The sequence below is a fragment of the Pseudomonas sp. 34 E 7 genome (assembly GCF_900005715.1).
In the GTDB taxonomy this organism is placed as follows: domain Bacteria; phylum Pseudomonadota; class Gammaproteobacteria; order Pseudomonadales; family Pseudomonadaceae; genus Aquipseudomonas; species Aquipseudomonas orientalis_A.
The window spans coordinates 1-25079 of record NZ_CVTX01000013.1 but is presented as its reverse complement, the minus strand read 5'-3'; the positions used below and the strand labels follow the sequence as shown (position 1 = coordinate 25079).

Below are 25079 nucleotides of genomic sequence, written 5' to 3'. Positions count from 1 at the left end.
GCTTGCCGGCAGTTTACGCCAAATTATTACGCAGGTACAAAGTCCGAGTGTTTTTGTCGGAAAAGCATCCCGGGGGCCGCGTCCTGCTGAGTCCTTCAGCAATACCTATCTATGTAGCACTTGCGAGAATGCACATCTCTCTAGCATGACATCGCGATCTTAATTGCTCACTCGCGAGGTTTTAATGAAGCCCACACTTTCCCGACTCATGTCCAAGAGCCCACCTGCGCGCCTGTCGGACCTCGATCACCTGCTGGACCATCTGGCGAGCCTGATCCAGGGCCCGACACTTGAGAGCGCGCTGAAGTCTTACTACTGCCCTCCAGCAGACTCGGCACTGGGCCGTGAATGCAAAGCCGCTGTTCGCGTGCTTAAAATCCTGGAAGAAGATGACGACTTCAAGGCGTTCCTCAGTGCAAAACCCTCGCCCAACCACTCTCCGCTCGGCGATTTCCCTTACGACTTTCTGTCCGACCTGCTCAGTACGTCGAAATCACCTATCCCTGACCCGGCGGAGGTGTTCGACATTGGCGGTCATCCGGTTGTGTTGCGCAAAGCGCCGCTCTACTGGGCCAACCAGATAGACATCCTGCTGGACGTCTACCGCAAAGTCGGCAACGGCGTCAAAAGCGACGGCTCAGTGCGCCTTGATCTGGTATTGGCCTATTACGCAATCATACCCTCCGCCCCAGCGACCCTGGCCCACTGGAAAGCTGTGCAATATTACCTGCAGGAATATCGGGCGCTTTGCCAACTAGGTCACGATGGCCATGTCAGCGACCTGGAACACTTGCTAGGGCCTGAGGATGACAGAATCATCAAACAAGTCGTGCGCGACCTCGAGCGCGACAAGGCCCAGTCGTTGTTCGCACAAGTCGTCCCCCAGCGGTTGACCCCTGCGCAACAAGCAGCACTCGACACCACCCCCACCGTACTCCTGGAACAGATCCTCAATACCCCCGAAAACCTGGCATTGGGCCAATCCATCGCCGTGGCCCTGGACTGGTATGGCGCCAGCGATGGCCAAGCGTGCCTGCAAGCCGTCATGGTCAAACTGCTCTGGCGCGCACTCTGGCTGACGATCACGCCAGACGCCCATTCACTCAACGACAACGAACTCAAAGCGTTCATCCCCCCGGCGATCAACTATGGGTTCATTCGTCAGTCGCTGAACAAGGAGTATGAGCGCTCATTACGCCTCAATGCCTCGACGGCGCGCCTGGCCGTCTGCGTGCTCAAGGCCAATATTCCCAGTGAAGTATGGGTCGAGGGCATTCCAGATGAATTGCCTTACGGCACCTCCAGCGCATGGGTCAACTTCAAAAGCGGATTTATCCTGGCCGAGTCGGTCGCCCCGGGCTCATCAAGGCATATGACGTTCGAGCAACTGCTCAATCTGCCAGGTGAGTTCCTTCGTGTGTATGCCGACGAACCAGCACAACAAACGCTGGTGGTTGCGGCAAAAATCCAACCGACGCTCAGTTGGGCAGTAAACACTGGCCTGCTGCCCGTAAGCCGGAACGGCCACTCCAGCAAAGATATCGAACATGCATTGGCTGCCCTGGAGCAGCATGAAAGCGAGACGGTGACGGCGACGCAAAACCTCGTACTGCAACCACCCAGTCGTTTTCGTTTCAACTCGGACACTGAGTATGACCAGGCTTTCAATGACTACCTGCGAACCCCAAGAGCGGCCTACAAAACCCTGATAACAGGCTTGCTGGCGCAGTTTGCGCCGTTATGGCCGGGCAATAGCGACCGTGACGAGATCACGGTGTATTCGTTACGCCAACCGCTGCATGACGTCCAGGTCGAGCATGAAAACAAGCACAACACTGACGCCGTTCGCGGGCGCTCGGGGTTTATCCTGCGTCTGGCGAGGGCTGACCATCCGTACACCCTGCGCTACATCGAGGTATTTCCGAACGCCGGCATTGTTCGCGTGCGCGAAGACCTCAAAACGCTGTTGGTGGGCGGCGAGGTAAAAGTCGAACGTGTTGGCGGGGCCACCCGCTCAAGTCGAGGCAGCTTCAGAAAAGGTACCGAACTGCCATTCGACTGGAAAGCTTATAAAGACGCCGTGAAGCCTGAGCCCGACCAGACAGCCACCCTGATCGTCGAGCAAGTCGGGCAGGTGATGCCGGCGCTCATCGCATCCCAGGATGAGCAAGTGTCACAAGCCCCACCGCCGCTGCCCCCTGCACACCCCCTGTCACGGGCCGCCAATTTCCGCCAATCCCCCAGGATTGAGGCACTGGCTGAGATGATCGCGCGTGAGTTGTTCTTTTGCGATGAAAAGACCCTGCTGGAGAAAACACGTAAAGCCTCACGGACCATGGATATCGGCCGTGACTTTCTTGAAGACATTTCTTACTGGGGAAAAATGTTCGTGCCGTTCTGGGGCTCCATCGACGACCTGGCCTCAGGCGATCCTCAACGTATCGAGTCAGGTGGGCTCGGCCTTTTTACCGATATCGTGTCGTTCGGTGTGCCCATCGGCAAGTACATTGCCGGCTGCACGCGCGTAGTGGTCCAGGCAGGCAAGGCCGGTATCCGCCTTGCGTTGCCGCACTTCACCGCGCTGACCAGAAAGCTGATCACCGCCACGTTGCAGGAACTCAACCCCCTGGCTGCCGTGGCCGCGGTATTGAAGCTGGGGCGATTCGCCCTGATCAAACTCGGCACGGCAGCCCTGCGCCAGGCCAGCAAGGGGCTCGCGCAGTTGCGCGACGGGAGTGTCGCAGCCCGCCACATGATCTCCGTCGACCCGCGCATCTGGTCACCGGGCCAGGCCGGCGACCGCTTGTTTACGGTGGACGGTTTCCCCAACATCCCCATGCGCAATGTCGGCAGCCTGGAAGCACCGGACTATCGGCTGATTGACGCCGGCTCCAACCGTGTTTTCGGGCCACGCTTTCGCGAGCCGGTCACGGTTATCAGCAACACAAGCCCGCTGATCCGCAAGTACGCCGTGGACCCTCACTGGATTGCCGGGCTCAAGCCCGATTCCCGCGGGATCTTTTTCCGTGCGGAGTACAACCAACGGTTCATCTGCAATATCGATGACAGAGGCACGATCTCGGTGTATCAGGTGCGGGACAACTCCTACGGTTTTATCCAGGAGACCGCCGCTGGCGCCGACAACAGTTTTTCCGTGGTGCTGGTCAACCCCAGGAAAAACCGGGACTTGTCGATCACGCTATCGTCCGTGGAGCCGGGACACTGGTATTCGAGCCAGATAAAAGTCAGGGGTGGCGCTCCGGAAAAGCCCGACTTCGTCACGCCCCTGATCCTGACGAAATGGACGCAAACCAGTGAAAATGCCCTGAAAAAAACCATGGATGACTTTGTGAGGACCTACAACCTGCACCCCGACGCATTCAGGCAGTTTGTACATACCGGCGACAACCTGACGAGTCGTGGGCGCACGATGCTGGACCGAGCAGGCACCGCGCGCACGGATGTCACCTTTGATCATCTGGAGAGTTGGCGCACGACCTCCCAGAAAAACCGCAACACGCTCACCCTGGAGGGATTCGCCGCCGACCACAACCTGGACCCGAGGGCCTTTGCAGAGTATGTAAACCTGGATGGCAGCTATCGGGCAGCCGGAAAGGTACTCGCCCGGCATGCCAGCGGCGGGCAGTTCACCCCGGTGAACCACACCCATCTGCAAGCGTGGCACACCCTCTACAACTCCAATAATTCAAGCTCTTCCATGGCCACCTTTGTTGAAGCAAACGATCTCAACCCGTTGATCTGGCGCACCTATGTCAACGACAACGGCAGCCTGACCCGTGCGGGAAGAGAAATGCGGGTTTTCGGCTCAGGAGACATCGTCGACGAGCAGATCGCCAGGAAACGCCCAGCCCCGCCCGAGCCCCGGCCGGGCGGTTCGAAGCGGCCGCGCCTGGAAAACGATACGCCCCCCTTACGGCGCCGATCCACGTCTATCACCGCTTCCTACGATCACAGAATCAACAATAACGCGCCGATCCTTCAGGACCCGAACGATGTCCGGCACAGCCTGACCCGGGAGCTCGAAGGCGCACCTGAGAAAATCAAGATCACCGATGCCAATCATTTTTTTGATGAGTTCATGGGCCACCAACATATGGAGGTCAAGAGCGCTGCAACCAAAAGCATTCGCGACTGGATCGCCAGGGAAGGCAGTCACCATCGCACGCTGGATCGATTGCTTGAGGTCAAGAAGCTCGGTGAGGGCCCGGAACGGGGTCTGTCGGTGGTCGCCAGGACCGATATCAAACGCTTCGACGTCCTCGGCCCCTACACCGGCAAGTTGCACTTGAATAAGGCGTCGATGGATGCCGAGATAATGGAAAAAAGTAAAGAGGCCGTCGGTACTTATCTATTCAGGACAAACACCAACGGCGCGTTTATCAGCGGTCACGGCAACAGCAATATCCTTAGCCTGGTTAACGCGGTCAATGTACCGGGCATCCCCAACGTCGGTATCGAGAACGTGGGTTCCTTGCATGTAGGAAAGTACATGGTGTTCCTGCTCGCGTGGAGGGATATTCCTGCCGGGACGGAGTTGCTGATGGACTATGGGAAAGATTACTGGAAGTACATAAAGCCCTGAGACCGTCCCCCCCTTGCCCGTACAGCAGGTCACTCCGGCAGGCCCAGCGGGATTGTTCACCGCATCACTCCTTTTTCCCTGGGAAACCGTTGATTCCGGGGGCGCGTCAACTCTCACATCCAGCGCTTTGAAGGGATTCATGGCGCGCGACGCTCTCCCTGTCCCCTACATCAGCGTTCCTGAACACCTCACGAGGTTTTAATGAACCGTACCCTCTCCCAACTTCTGTCCAGAACCGCACCGAGGCGGCCATCGGACATTGATCATCTACTCGATTTCGTAACAAAACTGATGTTCGACGTTCCCGGCGCAACGGCGTCCACCGCCTATTATCGGCCCCCGGTGGACTCCGAATTAGGCCGCGAATGCAAAGACGCCTTTCGCGTTCTCGGCCTCCTTGAGGCCGATGAAGATTTCCTGGCGTTTGTGAATCAAACACCGAAAACCAACAACTCTCCACTCGGTGACTTCCCTTACGACTTTCTATCCCAACTGCTGAGTTCGAGCAGGTCGCCCATTCCCTCGCTGCCCGAAGTGTTCGACATCGGCGGCAAGCCGGTGGTGCTACGTCACGCCCCGCTGTATTTCGCCAACCAGATTGATGTGTTGCTGGCGATCCACCAAACCGTCGGGAACGGGATCAAAAGCGATGGCACCGTACGGGTGGATCTGGTCCTTGCGTATTACTCGATCACCCCCTTCACACCCACCACCGAGGCGCACTGGAAGGCCGTTGAAAATAACCTGCGAGAACATCGGGCGCTGTATGCCCTGGGGCATGATGGGCATGTCAGTGACCTGGAGCACTTGCTGGACCCCGAAGATGACAAGAGCATCCTGAGCGTCATACGGCAAATAGAGAGTGAGGCGCAACAGGCGCTGTTCGCCCGGGTAATGCCCAAACTGCTCACGCCTGCACAGCAAACCGACCTCGACAGCCGGCCCACTGAGCTGCTGGAGTGGATTCTCAGTCGGCCAAGGAATTTGGCGCTGGGCCAACGTATCGCCACGGCGCTGGACTGGTATGGCGCCGAAGACGGCGAAGAGTGCCCGAGCGAGGTCAAGGTAAAGCTTCTATTGCGGGCGCTCTGGTTGACGATCACGCCCGATCCCCACTCCTACAACGATAATGAACTCAAAGCGTTCATACCTCCTGCGGTCGACTACCGGCGGATTCGTCAATCATTAATCAAGGACTACCAACGCACACTGGCGCTGAGCCCGCACGCCGCGCGTCTCGCCATGTGTGTGGCCAAGGCAAACGTTGCCAGCGAAGTGTGGGTTGAGGACGTTCCTGACGATTTGCCCTATGGCACCTCCAGTGCGTGGGTCAACTTCAAAAGCGGTTTTATCCTGGCCGAGGCCATTGCTCCCGGATCGTCTCGGCACCTGACGTTCGAGCAATTGCTCAACCTGCCGGCCGAGCTTTTACGCGTGCATGCTGACAGCCCGAGGCAGCAGGCGCTGGTGGCGGCCGCCAAAGTCACACCGACGCTGACCTGGGCAGTGGAAAACGGCGTACTTCCCGTGAGCCGCTCAGGCTATTCGCGCGGCGACATCGAAAAGGCACTGCACGCGCTGGAGCAACACGAAAGCGAAATGAAGACCGCCGTGCAGAACCTTGTACTCAAGCCGCCCAGCCGCTTTCGTTTCGCCTCGGATGTCGAGTTTGATCGGGCATTTGGTGAGTACCTGGAAACCCCCCGTGCAGCTTACAAAACCCTGATCAAGGGGTTGCTTGCGCAGTATTTACCCTTGTGGCAAGGCAACATCGACTGCGATGAAGTAACGATCTATACCCTGAGAGAGCCCTTGCATGACACGCAGCTTGAACACGAAAACAAACGCAACACCGATGCCGTACGCGGGCGCGCCGGGTTTATCATCCGCATGGAATGCCCGCTGCTTCCCGGCCCTCCCAAGTACATCGAAATGTTCCCCGGCATCGGCGCCGTTCGCCTGCGTGATGACATCAAAAACCTGCTGACAGGCGGAGAAATCAAAGTTGAACGGGTGGGTTCCAGCACCCGACCGGGCCGAGGCAGCTTCAGGAAAGGCACCGAAGTACCCTTTGACTGGAATGCTTATCGCCACGCCGCAAGACCTGTCCTCGACCAGACCGCTACCTTGATCATCGAGCAACTCGGCCAGCCTCTGCCCGGCGTCATCACCGCCCCACCCACACAGCCGCCGAGCGCATCCGGCCAGCCGGCACAGGTGCAGTCGTTTGCCCCCAACACGCTGCACTCGACGCGTGCCGAGGCGCTGGCGAGCATGATCGCGCGCGAACTGTTCTTCTGCGATGAACAAACATTGCTCGAGCAAACCCGCAAAGCCACCAGAGAGATGGATATCAGCCGCGACTTTGTGGAAGACATTTCGTTTTGGGGAAAAATGTTTGTGCCGTTCTGGGGATCAATTGATGAGCTGAGCTCCGGCGATCCACAGCGAATCGAGTCTGGAAGCCTTGGTCTTTTCACCGACATCGTGTCCTTTGGTGTGCCTGTCGGCAAATACATTGCAGGGTGCACGCGGTGGGTGGTCCACGCCGGCCAGTCGGGTATCCGTCTCGCTTTACCTCATCTGTCCAGTTTGACCAAAAAGCTGGTCATTTCCATTTTTCAGGAACTCAACCCTCTGGCGGCAGTATCCGCGATACTCAAACTGGGACGCTTCGGCCTCATCAGCCTGGGCAGCATTGCGCTGCGGCATGCTCGCCTGGGCATTGCGCAGTTGCGTGACGGAGCGGTTGCGGCCCGCCATATGGTTTCAGTCGACCCGGCGGTATGGACGCCGCGTCAGGTCGGTGATCAATTGTTTACAGTGGATGGTTTTGCGAACATCCCCATGCGCAACGTCGGCACCCTTGACGCCCCCGACTACCGGCTGATCAACGCTGACTCCAATAGCGTATTCGGCCCACGCTTTCGCGAGCCTGTGACAGTCATCAGCAACAATAACCCGCTGATCAAACAATACGCGGTCAAGCCACACTTGATCAGTGGCCTCAAGCCAGACATCCGCGGTGTGTTTTTCCGACCAGAATACAACCAGAAGTTCATCTGCAACGTCGATCACAAAGGCCGCATTGCGGTATACCAGATCAGAGAGCAGGGCTACGGTTACCTGGAGGAGATTGCAGAAGGCACGCAGAACAGTTTTTCGGTGGCCCTGGTAAACCGGCGCAACAACCTGACCCTGCCTGTCAATCTGACGTCGGTGAAATCTGGGCACTGGTACTCGGTCAGATTGCAAGGCGGGGCGCCAGACAAGGACAGCATCATCCCACCATCAGTGCTGACCAAATGGTCCGAAGAAAGTGAAAACACGCTGAATCGCGCGATGCGTGCATTCGAAAGAAAACACAAGCTGGACCCCTCTGTATTTCGACAATTCGTTCACGCTTCAGACCACTTGACACCCCTTGGGCGCAAGGTCCTCGACCGTGCAACCCATGCTCGCACGGAGGTGACCTACACCGACACAGAAAGCTGGCGCGCGCTGTCGCAAACAGAACGTAATGCACTGACCCTTTCAGGGTTCTGTGCCCAACGCAACCTGGACCCCAGACTCTTTGGCGAGTACATAAACCTGCAGGGTGTCTATAGCGCTCATGGAAAAGTCTTCGCCAAAAACGCCAAAAACGAGTCGTTCAACCTGCTGACCTACAAACACTTGAACGACTGGAACAACCTTCGAAACTCCAGGGACCTGAAGCCTTTGATGACGACGTTTGTCGAACAGCATGACCTCAACCCAGTGCAATGGAGTATCTATGTCAAAGAGAACGGCAGCCTGACCAGGGCTGGTAAAAACCTACTGCAGCTCTGGCCCAACACGCCGTCAGGGCCGTTGATCGCGCGCAAAGGTTCGCTACTTATCGACGGGCCAGGCAGTCCGAAGCGCCCGCGTACCGAAGACCCGGAAATAGCCGGCCAACTCCCCTCGACATCAGTTGCCCCGTCCTACGGTCATCAGATCAACAACAATGCTGCGATTCTCCAGGACCCCAACAACGTCGAACTCAGCTTGACGAGTCGTCTGGAAGGGCCGGTTGAAAACATAGAAATCGTTGCCGACCACAACCTGTTCAACAGCTTGCCTGCCCCGCGCCGTATGAAAGTGCGCAATGCGGTGACCAAGAGTATCCAGCAATGGGTCACCGAAGAAGGCCGGCATCATGACAGGCTCGACCGTACCCTGCAGGTGGCGAAGTTACCCTACGGCCCGGAACGAGGCCTCTCGGTAGTCGCCAGGGTGGACATTGAACCCTTTGAGGTCATTGGGCCCTATACCGGCAAACTGCATGTCAACCGGCACTCGCTGAATGAAGAAATAGTGGCGAAAGGTAAAGAGGGAGCGACAGCCGTCAGCACTTTTTTATTCGAGACGGCCACCCAGGGTGCGACCCTCAGCGGCCACGGCAACAGCAATGTGCTGAGCCTGATCAACGCGACCCGCGTGCCTAATGCTGTAAGCCAGGGGATCGAAAACGTAAGGTCCGTGAGGGTCGGCAACTATATGATTTTTCTCGTCGCCTCGAAGAAAATTCCTGCCGGGACAGAGTTGCTGATGGACTACGGCAAACACTACTGGAAATACATCGGCCAGTGATCCAGCGCCGCGCCAGCCACAACCGATTAGCCGACCGTATCAATAAACGTAGCTACAGGTTCTCATACCGGTTCATGTCCAATACGCCCTCTTCCTCGGGCGTGGTTTCGTGGATGTACCGTGACAGGTCGTGGAAGTAGTTCCAGAACTGCGGATGGCTGCGGCGCACGCCCCAGCGATCGACAATTTTCTCGAAGCGTTTGGCGCTCTTGGCCTGCTCCATCTGCGCCACAAACTCCGGCACTTGCTGGGTGGGAATGTTGAACATGAAGTTCGGGTAACTGCTCAATACGCCCGGGTAGATAGTCACAGTGTCCAGCCCCGGTTGATAGCGGTAGGCCTCGCCCAACAGAAACGCTACGTTACTGTGAGCCCGGTTGCGCAGCATGCTGTAGAACACCCGTTCGCCGCTGGGCGTTTCAATGCGCAGCATGGTGGCTTCAGGCAGTTGCTCGATAACCTTGAGACCCGCCGCCGGGCGCGATGTCAGGCGGCTCAGCGCCTGCTCCGCGTCCTGCAGGGCCGATGCGATACCGTCACGCGAGCAAAAGGCGCCGGCGCAGCGGTTGATCGGGTCCGGGCTGGCATTGAGGTTGCCGTAGCGGGCCAACAATTGGTTGGCGAAGTCGCGTTTCGGATCGGTTTCGTTGAGGTGCAAGCCGCTTGGCTTGTCGTCATCGATGGCTTCGTAGTCCAGCCACAGCTTGAGCTTGCCGCTGTTCTGGTACCAGTCATCGAGGAAATCCTCGCGGGTATCGGCCGGCATCAGGCGCAGGAAGTTCTGCTCGGCGCCGTTGCGGATCAGGTCAAAGTACAAGCGTGTCTGGGCCTGGTGCGACACATTGCCGAACACGTCGAAATTCACCGCCAACTGGTAATAGGTGCGCTCCAGCAGCGGATAGTCGAACAACCACAGCGTCTGCGGCACTTCGCCGATCAGGCCCTTGTTCACCGAAGCGCTGTCGAAATGGCGGAAGATGCTCAGCAAGGCGTTGTCATTACCCGCCCACAGCGTCGACCAGCCTGGCGCCGGCAGGTCCGCATAGTTGTCACGGCGCAGGGCTTCGTATTGATTGCGCTTGTCGCGATAAGCCAACCACAGGTTCAGCACGCTGCCCACGTCATCGTTCTGCCCGGGCATGGCCAAAAGCGGCGTGGCCTGGCCGCGATAGCGGGCGTCGGTGATATACAGGTCGTGGTCCGGGTCCTGGAACAGGGTCCAGAAGTTGTCGCGAATTACGTCGGTCGCGATCTGACCACGACACACCGGCCCGCGTATGAACGTGCGCACGAAGTACTCGGCATTATCCAGCATGAACTGGTAACGGGCCTTGGCCGGGATCGCTTCGAAGGTGGCGAACGGGTTGGCACGGCTGCCGGGGCCATAGCCCGGCAGGGCTGTCGCTTGCCAGTCACCGGCGTAGAACAGCGCCTTGATACGCGCCATTTTCGCGGCGCTGAATGGGTAAGTAATATGAGTTTTATGCACGATCACGCCCTGCACCGGCCACAGCCGGTAGTACACCTGGGTGCCGGGGTCGTCGTTGGGGCGCCGCGTGGCGATCAGGTCGATGGGCTGGCCGCTCGGCGTGCGTGAGCGAACCCACTGGAAATAATGCCCCGGTTCACCGTTTTCGAAATAGAGGTGGGCGAGGAACAAATGCTCGAACAACCAGCGTGCCACCAGGCTTTCACGAGCGCCCGGCTGGTTGAACAGGTTTTCCCACTGCTGTACCTGCAGGGCTTCCCTGGCACTGGGGGCCAGGCCTTGCTCGTCGATCGGCGCACCGGAGGCCAGCCAGCGTTGCAGCGTCTGGTATTGCTGGTCGGTCAGGCCGGTGACCGCCAGCGGCATGCCTTCCCTGGGGTGACTACCGGCGTAGGCACTGAACTCACCCGGTGTCGCGCACATATTGGCGCGGTTCAAGCCCAGCACAATCTCGTCGGGAAGCTTGGCATTGGGCTGCAGCGGCGCGTTATGGCCCAGTTCCAGCAGGCGCGCCATCAAGGCGGCCTGGCTGCCCTGGGCATCCAGCACTGAATAGAAGCCCTTCTGCTGCCAGGCCTGTTTGCCGAACGCGTCATAAAACAAGCGCGTGGTCGGCGTGGCGGTGCTGCGCTCACCGTCATACACCGGCATCTTGCTCGCGCCCCGCGTCGCACCCTCGGCACTGCCCAGGTTGAGCTGGCAGGCGGAGTCGTAGCAGGCATGGCACGCCACGCACTTCTCGGTGAAGATCGGTTGGATGTCGCGGGTATAGGAAATCGTCGAAGCGGGGTGATTTACCGGCACAGCCTCTGCCTGCACGGTACTGGCCATCAAAGCCAGAACGGCGCTGACAATTAAACGAAGTGACATGTATCCGGTCCCGATTCAAGGCGTGCAGTGAAAGTGGCGATGATTCTACCTAGCCATGACTGCCTGCAACATGAGCGATATTCATGCAGAACCCATCTTGCTTAAATCCGGCACAGGTTTGTTATCATTCACGCCCCTCGAAATGCCTGACCAGAGTAGTCCCATGTCCGATCGTAGCGTTCGTCTGCAAGCCCTTCACCACGCCCTCAAGGAACGTATCCTGATCCTGGACGGTGGCATGGGCACGATGATCCAGAGCTATAAGCTCGAGGAACAGGACTACCGTGGCAAACGCTTCGCCGACTGGCCGAGCGACGTCAAGGGTAATAACGACCTGCTGGTGCTCACCCGCCCGGATGTGATCGGCGGGATCGAAAAGGCCTACCTGGATGCCGGTGCGGACATCCTCGAAACCAACACCTTCAACGCCACCCGCATTTCCATGGCCGACTACGGCATGGAAGAACTGGCCTACGAACTGAACGTTGAAGGCGCACGCCTGGCCCGCAAGATCGCCGACGCCAAGACCGCCGAGAACCCGGCCAAGCCGCGCTTCGTCGCTGGCGTACTCGGCCCCACCAGCCGCACCTGCTCACTGTCACCCGACGTGAACAACCCTGGCTATCGCAACGTGACCTTCGATGAACTGGTGGAAAACTACACCGAAGCCACCAAGGGCCTGATCGAAGGCGGCGCGGACCTGATCCTGATCGAAACCATCTTCGATACGCTTAACGCCAAGGCCGCGATCTTCGCCGTGCAAGGCGTGTTCGAGGAACTGGGCGTCGAACTGCCGATCATGATTTCCGGCACCATCACCGATGCCTCCGGCCGTACCCTGTCGGGCCAGACCACCGAAGCGTTCTGGAACTCCGTGGCCCACGCCAAGCCGATCTCGGTCGGCTTGAACTGCGCCCTCGGTGCCAGCGAACTGCGCCCCTACCTGGAAGAGCTGTCGAACAAAGCCAACACCCACGTGTCCGCCCACCCGAACGCCGGCCTGCCCAATGAATTCGGCGAGTACGACGAACTGCCCTCGGAAACCGCCAAGGTCATCGAAGAATTCGCCCAGAGCGGCTTCCTCAACATCGTCGGCGGCTGCTGCGGCACCACGCCGGGCCATATCGAAGCCATCGCCAAGGCCGTGGCCGGTTACGCACCACGGCCGATCCCGGACATTCCCAAGGCCTGCCGCCTGTCCGGCCTGGAGCCTTTCACCATTGATCGCAGTTCGCTGTTCGTCAACGTCGGCGAGCGCACCAACATCACCGGCTCAGCCAAGTTCGCGCGCCTGATCCGTGAAGACAACTACACCGAAGCCCTCGAAGTCGCCCTGCAGCAGGTGGAAGCCGGCGCCCAGGTGATCGACATCAACATGGACGAGGGCATGCTCGATTCGAAGAAGGCCATGGTGACCTTCCTCAATCTGATTGCCGGCGAGCCGGACATCTCCCGCGTGCCGATCATGATCGACTCCTCCAAGTGGGAAGTGATCGAAGCCGGCCTCAAGTGCATCCAGGGCAAGGGCATCGTCAACTCCATCAGCATGAAGGAAGGCGTCGAGCAGTTCATTCACCACGCCAAACTGTGCAAGCGCTATGGCGCCGCCGTGGTGGTGATGGCGTTCGACGAAGCCGGCCAGGCCGACACCGAGGCGCGCAAGAAAGAAATCTGCAAGCGCTCCTACGACATCCTGGTCAATGAAGTCGGCTTCCCGCCGGAAGACATCATCTTCGACCCGAATATCTTCGCCGTCGCCACCGGCATCGAGGAGCACAACAACTATGCCGTCGATTTCATCAACGCCTGTGCCTATATCCGTGACAAGCTGCCGTATGCGCTGACCTCCGGTGGCGTGTCCAACGTGTCGTTCTCGTTCCGGGGCAACAACCCGGTGCGCGAGGCGATCCACTCGGTGTTCCTGCTGTATGCGATCCGCAACGGCCTGACCATGGGCATCGTCAACGCCGGCCAGTTGGAAATCTACGACCAGATCCCGGCCGAGTTGCGCGATGCAGTGGAAGACGTGGTGCTCAACCGCACCCCGGACGGCACCGACGCCCTGCTGGCGATTGCCGACAAGTACAAGGGCGACGGCAGTGTCAAGGAAGCCGAGACCGAAGAGTGGCGCGGCTGGGACGTCAACAAGCGCCTGGAACATGCGCTGGTCAAGGGCATCACCACCCATATCGTCGAAGACACCGAAGAGTCGCGCCTGTCGTTCGCGCGCCCGATCGAAGTGATCGAAGGCCCGCTGATGTCGGGCATGAACATCGTTGGCGACCTGTTCGGCGCCGGCAAGATGTTCCTGCCACAAGTGGTGAAATCGGCCCGGGTGATGAAACAGGCCGTGGCCCACCTGATCCCGTTCATCGAGCTGGAGAAAGGCGACAAGCCGGAAGCCAAGGGCAAGATCCTGATGGCCACGGTCAAGGGCGACGTGCATGACATCGGCAAGAACATCGTCGGCGTGGTACTCGGGTGCAACGGCTATGACATCGTCGACCTCGGCGTGATGGTGCCGGCGGAGAAGATCCTGCAGGTTGCCAAAGAGCAGAAGTGCGACATTATCGGCCTGTCCGGCCTGATCACGCCGTCCCTGGATGAGATGGTGCACGTGGCCCGTGAGATGCAGCGCCAGGACTTCCACCTGCCGCTGATGATCGGTGGCGCCACCACCTCCAAGGCGCATACGGCGGTGAAGATCGAGCCCAAGTACAGCAATGACGCGGTGATCTACGTCACCGATGCCTCCCGTGCCGTGGGCGTGGCCACCCAGTTGCTGTCCAAGGAACTGAAGGCCGGTTTCGTCGAGAAGACTCGCCTGGAATACATCGACGTGCGCGAGCGCACCTCCAACCGCAGCGCCCGCACCGAGCGCCTGAGCTACCCGGCGGCCATCGCCAAGAAGCCGCAGTTCGACTGGAGCAGCTACACCCCGGTGGTGCCGACCTTTACCGGCGCCAAAGTGCTGGACAATATCGACCTCAACGTCCTGGCCGAGTACATCGACTGGACACCGTTCTTTATCTCCTGGGACCTGGCCGGCAAATTCCCGCGCATCCTTGACGACGAAGTGGTGGGTGAAGCCGCCACCGCGCTGTACGCCGACGCCCGGGAAATGCTCAGGAAGCTGATCGACGAAAAACTCATCAGCGCCCGTGCGGTGTTCGGCTTCTGGCCAACCAACCAGGTGCAGGACGATGATCTGGAAGTCTACGGTGACGACGGCCAGCCGATTGCCAAACTGCATCATTTGCGCCAGCAGATCATCAAGACCGACGGCAAGCCGAACTTCTCCCTGGCCGACTTCGTCGCGCCTAAAGACAGTGGCGTGACCGACTACATCGGTGGCTTTATCACCACCGCCGGCATCGGCGCCGAGGAAGTGGCCAAGGCCTACCAGGACGCCGGCGACGACTACAACTCGATCATGGTCAAGGCCCTCGCCGACCGCCTCGCCGAAGCCTGCGCCGAATGGCTGCACCAGCAAGTGCGCAAGCATTATTGGGGCTACGCCAGGGACGAGCAACTGGACAACGACGCGCTGATCAAGGAGCAGTACAGCGGCATCCGCCCTGCCCCCGGCTACCCGGCGTGCCCGGATCACACTGAAAAAGCCCAGTTGTTCCAACTGCTCGACCCTGAGGCCCGTGAAATGCAGGCCGGCCGCAGCGGCGTATTCCTCACCGAGCACTACGCGATGTTCCCGGCGGCGGCGGTCAGCGGCTGGTACTTTGCCCACCCGCAGGCGCAGTACTTTGCGGTGGGCAAGGTCGACAAGGATCAGGTTGCCAGCTACACCGCACGCAAAGGCCAGGACCTCAGCGTGACGGAGCGCTGGCTGGCGCCGAACCTGGGCTATGACAACTGACGGCCTGCCCGGCTCGTCACTGCCGTGACGACGGACCCGGCTGTGGCGACGCCGGGCCTGACTGTGGTAACGCCGGGCCTGCCGCCTGCAACGCCTCGACCTCCCTGCGCGACAAATCCAGCAGCCGCTGCACCCGTGCGCTACTTCGCTCAACCTCCAGCTGGGTGATTGCCGCGTCGTAGCGCGCCTGGAGGTCGGTACCCGGCAGCCTGCCAACATATTCGTCCTCCACACCCTCATGGCGTGCGGCAGCTTCGTTGCTCAGGGTCTGAAACTCATCGGGGTAGCGTTCCTCCAGGTATTTGGCCCAATAGTCGCGGGCAACCAGGCTTTCATAGAACGCATCCGACGCTTCGGCCGCAAGCACCCGGGCACGGGTATCGATCACCAACTGCCCGCTGATCGGTCGACCAAATGCCATATGCTTGGGTTGACCCGGCAGCTCAAGCCCGTCGGGCCAGCCACGCGTCATGCCGATCCGGTATTGCAGCCTCACTTCGGCTCGGTCCCGCCCTACGGCATTGGTCTCGGCCAATCCATCGACCTGGTCCAGCCGGAACAATTGCCGGGACAGTTGCAGCAGACGTTGGCCCCTTGTCTGCAAATCGAGCGTCGCAACCCCGCTCAGCACATCCGATTCGAACACCAGCACTTCCATTGAGCTGAACGTGAGAATGCGTCCGTCGATACAGGTGCCGTGGGTTTCAGAGGCCACGAACAACAGCTCTCGCATCTGCGCATCGCCGGCAGCCGCGTCAATCACAGTCCATACCCGCCGGGTCAGGTCAGCCGCCACATACCGGTACTCATCGGTATCGCGCAGTCGTTCGAGCAGATGGAAAAACCGCTCATGCCCCGGTTCATCGACCAATTGCTGCCACAACTGCCGCCTGGAGACGGCCAGGTCCTGCGGCGAGTGCTCCAGCCACGACGCCAATACCGTCTCCCCCGTATCCCCGACTGGATCAAGAATGACTTCCAGCGGTTCGTAAGCATCGCCTTCGTCATCCTCACTGCGAGAACCCAGGCCGTCCTCATCGAACCCTGCAATCGATCCGTCGATCTCGCTCCTGCTCCACCCCATCACAGCCCCTGTGCCATACCCCCTTAGCAGTTCGAAACTTTCACGTGAAAGGGACTCGTTTTCGGACAGGTCGGTGCCCTGTACCAGTACGTCGTGGCTGCCATCGAGCAATTCCTCGGGAAATGTTTCCAGGTCGTTGCCGCACAGGTTCAGCGTGCGCAGACTCGGCGTGTTCAATGCGCCGCCTGGCCAGTTTGCAAGGCTATTGTAGCTAAGGTCCAGGTGCTCAAGCCGAGTGAAGGCCTGGGTGCTGAACTCACGCAGGTCATTTCTGGACAGGTCCAACCGGCGCAAGTGATCGCCCCCCAATTGGCGATACAAAGGCTGAGGATCGCTGATGGCATTGGAAGCCAGTTCCAGCTCCTCGAGCTGAGTCATGCGCGCCACCGCTTCAGGAACGGCGCCAAGGCTATTACCACTGAGCATCAGTTTGCGCAACGCGGGAAAACTATGCAGAAAACCTTCGGCGCCCGACACGGTGCACTGCACACCGGTTAAATTCAGCGTATGCACATTATTGAACTGCACCGTGAGTTCGGGCAGGTCACGGGCTTGCAGGCCGTGCAGGCTCAGCGCATAACCGTCCTCGGCTGAAACACCGGTTTGCCAGCACTCAACAATATTGAGCGCGATCCGTCGACGCTGGTCAGCCACCTGGCTGAAGTCTGCGAGATCGGTATCGGGCAATTCGCATTTATACAGCCAGCCGTTCAACTGGCGCGTCACAGACGTGTATTCCTCGTGCCAGGCAGTCAACAGGCTATCGATCTGTGAGTCACTCATGCCTCCCTCGCGCAGTTTCTCGATCCATTGCTGCGCGCTTTGTTCACTTACCGATGGGCTGATCTGCTGCAGTCGTGGGACAAACCCTTCAGCCCCTTCGGCCACTGCAATCGGCTCGGGCAATGGCAACAGATAACGGGCCATCGTCAAGGCCGTTTCCCGCGGGGGAAATACCTGCGGTATATTTTGCGCTTCAAAACCTGCCAGTGCGCCCGCCGGTAAACCCTGGGCGCTCTCGACCCGCTGGCGCGCAGCCGCCAGCGCAGCCTCACCCGAGGTACTGAAGGGGTTACCCGACAGGTTGGTTTTCATCAGAATCGTTTCGTTGGCCAACACCTGAGGCGGCAAGGTCACCAGCCCATTGTCCCGCAGGTCCAGCCAAGCCAATTGCGGCAGACTCTCTGCGCCAATCGGCCAGGTCTGCAAGCTTGAACCGCGCATATTCAGCGCCTTGAGCTGCCTCAACGCGCTCACATCGATCCCTTCGAGCGGCGTGTTGCTACGGCTCAAATCCAGCAGTTCCAGGCTGCCCAGATCACTGAGTTGTGCCTGCAGTGCAGGCATCGCGAGGCTGTTATTAGCCAGGTCGAGCCGGGTCAAGCCGGGAAGATCGCCAGCACCAATGGGTATTTCAGTCAAGCCAACCCCGTTGAGTTCGAGGGATTGCACACCGCTGAATGTACCGATGAACGCGCGCGTCTGCTCGGGCGTTTCCCCCACCCAGCCCATGCGTAACGTGCGTACATGAGCAAAACTGGCTGCCGGTAACTGGGGCAGCTCAACGCTGCTCACTTGCCCCCCAGAGCTCATCACTGGATACACCGGTCCTGGTAATTCGAGTACTGACGCCTTGCCCGCTATGCCATATCGCTCACCCACCGCCTCCCACCAATTGGCTTCAAGCTCGGTCACCACATGAGCACTGGGTCCCACCTGCCATGGCCTGGACCGTAACCTCAACTGCCGCACAGTGTTGACAGGCGGGTAGTAGAACGACTCAAAAAGGCTGGCGTACTGATCGCTTATGCCGTCAATCAGGGCCACCCGTGCCTCTGGGGTCTGCGCGGCGGCCATTATTTTTTCATTCAGTGCGTCAGCCAAAACCCTATTGCCACTCAGGGAGGCCAACTCTCCCTTGGCATAGCCACTGACCATCTGGTGCAAATCGACCAGGTGCCCGAGCTCGCGATAAGCGCTGGCATACTCAAAGGCCGGTCGGAAGGTTTCGCGGGTGAACTTCGACCAGTCCATCGACAGCCCCGCCCACAGTCGCTCATGCCCGCTATACAGCGTGTCAGGCAGCGCGCTAATTGCGGTACGGCTCAAATCGAGACGCTCCAGATGAGGCAGGTTCTCGACATTGGTCGGCCAGTGGGAAAGGCCTATAGGTGCGTCAATTTTCAGCCGGCGCAACTGCGTCAACGCGGACACGTCAAGGGGTTTGAGTGCATCCATGGAGAAGCCGCGATAATCGATATGCAACGCCTCCAGCGAAGTCAGGGTATTGAGCCTCGAGAGAAACTCCGGCGCCAGGTGCTCCGCTCCCGAGCCGAACGTCAAGCTTTTGAGACCGGTCATCCTGGAGACCGCCGGGGGCAGTGTCGTCAGCGACAATCGGGGCGTCTGGGAGAACGCCCCCCAAAATTGGGACGTATCGCCAATCGACAGCGTCTGCACTTCAGGAAAACGCACCAGGAAAGCGTCAATCGCAGCATCGTTCATCGTCCTTCCGAGTACCGTCAAATCACGAATATGGGAAAAATCGGTCGTCAAGGGCGGCAGATGCTCTTCGATATAGAGCTGCAAGCGATCGGCGCCAGCCACCTTTCCTGCCAACGGCTCCATCCGCCAGGCCTCCTTCAACTGATGTGCCAAGCGGGCTTTTTCATTGAAGAGGGCAGTGCCGGCAGCCGTGCCGCCCTGGGTACCGACCCACCCGTCGAGTGTCGACACCAGCGTGGTGTATTCACGCTCACGGGTTTGCAGATAGTTGAAGATTGTCCTGTTGTCCTTGCCCTGCGCTCGCAGGCGGCGGATATAGTCCGCGGCCGGCTCATCGCTCAAGCCATACAGCGCTTGCACGCGTGACTCAAGGCTCGGGCCCAGGCCCGCACCTCGTCCGCTGGCGTAATAGCCCAGCAACTTGTCCTTGACCCGTACGGGTGGTTTGAACCCTTTGCGCTGCGGCTCGAGCAGCCGTACTGTCTGGTTACGATAAAGGTCTGCGGACTCGATGATCTTGTCGCGCAGCAGCGCGTTTTGACTCACATCCGGCACACCCAGGCCCTGACGCACCTCATCGGGCATGGCATGCATGAGCGAGGCATAAAAGTTATCGCCCTGGGTGGGCAGGCTGTTGAGTTCTTCCCCACGCTCATTGAGCGCCTGGAAGCGCGGGCCTTTTTTCACCAGGTACTTCTTGCTTCGGGCCGTATCACTGCCGATGCTGTCCAGTAACACGCCACTGTCAGTGTCTTCGCGTACTTCCAGGCGCAAGGTGTCCGGCCAACCGGGCAGTTTCTCGAGGGTGTGCAATGCCAGCCGACGGCTGTCCGCCGAGGCCATGGTTTCGCTGCGTAAACCGGCATACGCCCGCGTCTGTCGCCCTTGAAGCGCGTACCAGCGCGCCTCTTCGAGCATGGCCAAAGGCGCCCGGCGCGTCGCTTCCAGACGTTTGAGGTCAAGCGCGGAAGCGTGAGCCAGGGTGTCCTCGGCGGCAGCTTCGCTGAGCCCGGGACAGATACGTTGCAGCAGTTTGACCTGGCTGCCCGGCGGCTCGGTTCCCGCGTAAATACTGTCAAAAATATCCGGTTTGCGTGCCTGGGCATACTCGGCGATTTGCTTGCTGAACTCCTGTGGCCGCAGATCACGTACGCGAGCACCTTCGCCGCCCAGCAGACGGGTCACCTGAGCCTCATCCAGCGCGGCCAGAATCACCGAGGGCAGTTTCCCGCCCAGTACATCGGCGCGGGTGATCTGGATCGGCGCCTGCGCAACCGCTCCACGCGCCAAGCGACCAGAACCGTATTTCACCGAGTTGCCAACGAGTTCAGGCCCTTCGAATACCTCCAGTACCTGAGTCCTCGGCCAACGTGGCATCTCGGTGACCAGAGGCAGTGCAAATAAATAATGGTCGTCGATCGGTTGGCTGCCCCGCAACTGCGCGATCACCTGCGAACTGCCTGCGTCGGCCTTGAACAGACGCATGGCGTCCAGCAGTTCCGGCGGCGGAGCCGCGAGGTCCGTGTGCATCTTACGCAGAGCACTGTCGCTCACCCCGCTGACATCCGCGACCTTGAGCAACTCAGCATCGGAAAACGCTTCGGTTTCATGGCCCATGCGCCGCAACAGCGTCAGGCGATCCCACTCGGCAGGTCGCTCAAGGGTATGACGCCAAGCGCCCCGGGCGTTGCTTTGCAGAACCGGCTGGTACACCTCGGAGTTGGTTGGGTGCTTGATCCGCCACTGCTTGATCGACTCATCGAAAACCTGCTCATAAGCCTGACCGTCCTGGCGAACATAGGTCTTGCCATTGAGCGTGTATTGGCCCATCGCGTTGGGCCCTGACGCCGCCTCCAGCGTCACGGGGCTTTCATAGCCGGTCAAATCCGGCTTCCACAGGCGCATCTCACCATTGGGCAGGGTCACGGGACTGAGGTTTTCGATGACCGGTTCAGCCTTGACAGCCCGGAATTTGCTCACCGCCACTCCCACACCGGCCATGACGGCGATCTGGGCGAGATTTTCCGCCACATCCACCAGATGCGCCTTGGCCGCCCGTTTATCACCCTCGGCCCAGTCGGCCACACCTTCGATGGTCTCCGAGAGCAATTGCTCAGCCATCACTGCCAGCATGACTTCACCCAACACGGGCACGAACATGGAGACTGCGTTGAGCGCCAGCATGCCGATTTCGAACAGGTGCGCCAGCTTGGCCTCGCGCGCCTTTGCATCCACGTCAGCGGTGGGCACTGCATGGGCACGGGCGTCGGCCAGGACCTTGTCACGGTGCTTTTCGTACAGGAAGGGCCAAAGGTCGAGCAGCCCGGAAAAGGTGCCTGTACCGCGGTAAGGCATCAAGTTACCGGGCGCCAGGTAAGGGTCGCTTACCGACTCCATCTTCGCCGGCTTTTCAGGGGGCAGCTCTCTGATACGGGTGATCGGCGATAGCCCGAACACGAACTCCACGACCGATCGCCAAGGCGAGGTCAACGGGCCACTGGGAGAATCGGCAGACTTTTGCGTGAACTGGCTGAAATAGTAGGGCCTCTGATCATAGGGCAGGAACTGGCTAAAGAACTTCTGGTATGCCGTTGGCGCGGGGTCATCGGCCGCCATGCCCGCACGGTCAGTGAACTGGCGTTTGCACTCGTCGCGCATTTGTTGGCGGGAGGTATAGCGTTTGAGTGGGTGATCCGGGTGATTGGGGACGTAGAGGATCAACTCGTCGCTGTAGCGGTCACCGATTGAAAAATAGACGCAGCCCGTCAGCCTTTTTTTCATCAGGCTCATGTCGAGAAGCCAGACCCGCTTATTGCCGAGCGTGGGGTAAACGTTACCGTTGATCACCGACAGGATCATGGTGTAATCCGCAGGCTCGATATCTCCATTGACCACGGCGCTTTCAGCGGCGGCCTTCATGGCCGCTTTCTGGCTGGCGATGAAGTGTTGCTCAAGAGGCGGTTGAGGGCGCGTGTCGACCGGTGCGAAGAACGACTTCAGGTAAGTCTGATACTGCGCGCCGATATCAAGGCTGCGGCACAGGGTCATGAATTGGCTGACCGTCAGGCTCACGGTGGCCGGCTCAAAGGTGCCAGGCGTGGCGGTCTCCAGCACAAACGTTGAGTTCTTGTGGTAAGCGCCAGGTTTGCATTCCCAGGCCTCGAAATTGTGTTGAGCCGCCTGCAGCATCGACAGTTTCAGGACCTCGAACGAGGTGAGCTCCACTTCAGCGACACTGATCTCCAGTGGCTTGCGCAGGCACAGGAAGGTCTTGTCGACATCGGCCTGCACCTGGTACTGGTCTTTCAACGCCTTGAGCAGCAAAGGCCTGGCGAATGCGTCGACGTCCTTGAACGTCGCCATGGTGGTGTCCAATTGGACCTGGGCGATAGCGCTGGCTATGACGCTGGCGTTGACGCTGTTGCGCTGTGCGGGCGTGGCGTCCGTGTACCACTGCGGCACTGCCGCGACGGTGTCTTTAAGCGCCGACCGGCGCGCAGGTGTTGCCTCGACCAGCCATTGGGGCACGGCCTTTTCGAGAAAGTCGCCGTGAATGCTCTGCGTCGCTGCGAGCGGCTTGGCAACGGCGGAACCAGGGGATGAATCCGGCATGGTGTCACTCCTTTGAAATGGAATGACAGAACATCACGGGGCTCAAGGTGCCAGGTGGTGCATATATGGTCGGCACCGCACGCGAGCGGTCGCAACATCGGCCCTGCTCGCGGTATCCGAATACCGCACCGGCAATGGCGAAAGTCGATTTCCTAATGGTGTCTCCATCATCGACTTCAGGACAGGAAAGGACTTTGCCATGCCCCCTCCAAACACCCCCACGCCTCTGAGCCAATTACCTGCCCAGGCAGTCCATCAACGTTTCGCCACACGCCCGGCCTTGTACTCAGTGGTCTTCAATGCGCTGCGCAGCCGCATTCTGGAGCGCTACCCCTCCCTGGAGCTGGACTTGCTCAGGGTCAAGCTGGCCAGTCCAACCCCCTCCGGCACTTATACCTACCGACCGCTGATGGAGGTCGCTATCGCGCAGGTACTGGACCCGCAGCTGCTTGACTGGCGCTCAAAACGCGAGCTGCCGTACTACTTGACGCAACTGCCACCGGCAATCCTCAAGCCGGCAGCGCTGCCCCTCATCGACATGCAGGTCATCGCAGGCATCATCGACCAAGTGCGAGCTTCGCTCTACCTGCATTTTCAGCATGACCTGGCTGATTACTGGAGCGCCATCGACAGCCACGGCCGCAGTCGCTGGCAATGGCTGAGCGAGTTTCTCAACGGCCAGATGACTGCCGCAGCGGCCGGTCAATCAAGCCTGAACAAAGACCAACAGGACATGCTGACCGCCGTCGCCACCTGGCCGGTGCGCGTTGAACGCCTGCCCCACGCCACACCCACCACCCATGTCTATTTCATTGAAAGCACACTGTCCAAAGGCGCAGAAGAAACCCGCCTGCTGAGCCCGGACCTGCTGTTGATACGTGATCAAAACGTTCTGCTGCAAAGCGTGGACGGCGTGATCGAGGCGTTTGCCTCAATCGATGACTTCAGTGACGCCTGGGGCGCCAGGATGCAGCGCCAGTTCCAGTTCGACCAGCTCACCTGGAAACGCAACGAACCTGATGGCAACGTGTTCGAACAACAGGCCGGCCTGATCCTCAATCAGCAGTTGGAAGACCTCGCCACCCTGACGTTCCAGGGCCAGGACGAAAAAACCCTTGAGCGGCGCCTGGACACGCTCACGGACCCGGCGGTTCTCTTTACCCAGGTCAAGACACCTGCCGCCCCGTTGCTGCAGAAGATAATCGACCAATTGCCCGAATGGCTCACGCAAGCCAGCGCCGACGACCGTTTTGCCTACCATCGGCACCAACAGGACATGGCAAGGGTGCTGCGACAAAACCAGGGGCGCTCGTTCAACGAGGGCATTGAAAACATCCACAGCTTCAGCCGCGCTGCATTGCGCAAGCAGATGCAAACCGATCATGGCGACTTCGACCCCGACGAGGTGGTACTGGACTTCGCCGTGGCGGCCGGCTATCCAGGAGGCGCCGGCATTATCGACCATGTGCAAATGTCGCTGACGCAACTGGCGCTGAAGAACCTGGCCGGCAAACCCAAGGGCACCCTGAAGATCTCAGCCAAAGGCGCCGAGGCGCTGCCGACCTGGCTCGACGAAGATTACCTGTTGGGCAGTACCGGGTTGATCCAGCGTGTCGACATAGGCAGTACCTATCCACACACCATCAAAGACCTGCTGCTGTCCGACAGCGCCGACGCGCGGCGCCGGGAAACGCTGTTTACCCGCGAACTCAAGGTCAAGCTGCCGATGCAGGCGCTGGAATACAAGATCCGACAGCAGCACGGCGTCACCGTGACGGGTTATCGCTATGTGAAGGCATTGATGGGCGAGATGCCCTCGGACCGGCTCGTCGATGGACAGGAGATCGTCCTGCGCCCCTTGGCCTTGTGCCGCAAGAGCGGTGCCCAGCCCGATGAAGTCAACAACGTCTTTATTATCGAAACCAAAGGCGCCAGTGCGGGCCCGCACCTGCTGTATCGGCCGCTGTATATCGACTGCCTGCATGAATACCCGACACGTCCGGCGCTGCTGGACGCACTGGCCGCACCGGGCGAGCTGCAAGACAGCGTGCTGACCTGGCTGAGCGACAGGGCTCGCCCCATCTACGCCAACGGCGGTTTCAGAGAACCGCACATCATTCGCTTCCTGCCCGGGGATGAGTTCAGCCCTCCCCGGCAACCTGTGCCCGCAAGCCTGGCGGTCGATGAAGGCGCTGGAGAGTGGCTTCAATCACAGGTCAACGGCCAGTTGTTGAACCACCTGTACGGCAGCACCGCACGCGCACTGGTCGACCTGGCTGATCGCGAGTCGGTTTCCAACGGCGAGAGCCGCTGGGCCATCGTGATGGAAGGCGCGTGGCTGCTGTTCAATACATTGCTGTTGCCGCTGGTGCAGGGCCCCGCCATGTTGGTGGGTTGGTTCATGGTGCTGGTCGCCAGCCTGGAGCAG

5 protein-coding genes and 1 pseudogene are annotated in these 25079 nt (G+C 59.6%); 4 read left to right on the top strand and 2 right to left on the bottom strand.

Annotated features, from left to right (window positions below):
• Positions 1–184: 184 nt before the first annotated feature.
• Both BFP96_RS00425 and BFP96_RS00420 read left to right on the top strand, forming a co-directional pair.
• A complete protein-coding gene (locus BFP96_RS00425; protein WP_065935370.1) occupies positions 185–4603 on the top strand; it encodes an SET domain-containing protein-lysine N-methyltransferase in 4419 nt (1472 codons plus the stop codon).
• Between the two features lie 201 nt (positions 4604–4804).
• On the top strand, positions 4805–9217 hold the full coding sequence (locus tag BFP96_RS00420) for an SET domain-containing protein (RefSeq protein WP_065935369.1): 4413 nt from the start codon (positions 4805–4807) through the stop codon (positions 9215–9217).
• 52 nt (positions 9218–9269) lie between these two features.
• Here the strand turns inward: BFP96_RS00420 and BFP96_RS00415 are convergent, their stop codons facing one another.
• The gene (locus tag BFP96_RS00415) at positions 9270–11576 is read right to left on the bottom strand and encodes a fatty acid cis/trans isomerase (RefSeq protein ID WP_065935368.1); all 2307 of its coding nucleotides are present in this window, start codon (positions 11574–11576) and stop codon (positions 9270–9272) included.
• A gap of 163 nt (positions 11577–11739) precedes the next feature.
• On the opposite strand from BFP96_RS00415, the gene metH reads away from it, so the two are divergent.
• A complete protein-coding gene (gene metH / locus BFP96_RS00410; RefSeq protein ID WP_065935367.1) occupies positions 11740–15450 on the top strand; it encodes a methionine synthase in 3711 nt (1236 codons plus the stop codon).
• A 16-nt stretch (positions 15451–15466) separates the two neighbouring features.
• Here the strand turns inward: metH and BFP96_RS00405 are convergent, their stop codons facing one another.
• Positions 15467–22651 carry an NEL-type E3 ubiquitin ligase domain-containing protein gene (locus BFP96_RS00405; protein ID WP_065935366.1) on the bottom strand — a complete coding sequence of 2395 codons (7185 nt, stop codon included), beginning with the start codon at positions 22649–22651 and terminating at the stop codon, positions 15467–15469.
• A 199-nt stretch (positions 22652–22850) separates the two neighbouring features.
• On the opposite strand from BFP96_RS00405, the pseudogene BFP96_RS00400 reads away from it, so the two are divergent.
• Positions 22851–25079 (top strand): annotated as a pseudogene (locus BFP96_RS00400) (hypothetical protein); the annotation flags it as partial.